Origin of the sequence: Gilvimarinus gilvus (genome assembly GCF_030518155.1) — a bacterium.
In the GTDB taxonomy this organism is placed as follows: Bacteria; Pseudomonadota; Gammaproteobacteria; order Pseudomonadales; family Cellvibrionaceae; genus Gilvimarinus; species Gilvimarinus gilvus.
Map to the genome: position 1 here is coordinate 1 of NZ_JAULRU010000661.1, position 386 is coordinate 386.

Here is a 386-nt window from a genome sequence, read left to right on the forward strand (position 1 = left end):
TGTACCTGCGGGCCGCCCCAGCCAGCGGTCACCCGGACGCCTTCGGCATTGCCCAGGGCAAAGTAGCGGCGGGCCGGGCAGCGGCCGAAGCACTCGACGCCGATCACCGGGGTGACCCCATGGCGATCGATACGCAGCACCTGGCCTTTTTCGTGCGGCATGCCGATGCGCGCCAGCAGGCTACCGTCGCCCAGCAGCAGGACATTGCTGATGCCCTGGCCATGCTCATCGAGCAACGGTACCAGCGGTTGGTGGGCAGGCGGCCAGGCTTGGCGGAAGGCTTGGCGTTGCTGCTCGCTGCAGTCCGGGCGGTTGGCTGCCTGCAAGGCTGCCAGCCAGGCGTCGAGCAGGTGGTCGGTGGCGGGCACTTGTGGCGCTTGAAGGTT

At 68.7% G+C, this 386-nt stretch carries 1 protein-coding gene; it reads right to left on the bottom strand.

The features are described 5' to 3' along the window. Positions 1-368 (bottom strand): hypothetical protein (locus tag QWI17_RS16695; RefSeq protein ID WP_302723662.1); only part of this gene is annotated, 368 nt, incomplete at its 3' end. Positions 369-386 lie beyond the last annotated feature (18 nt).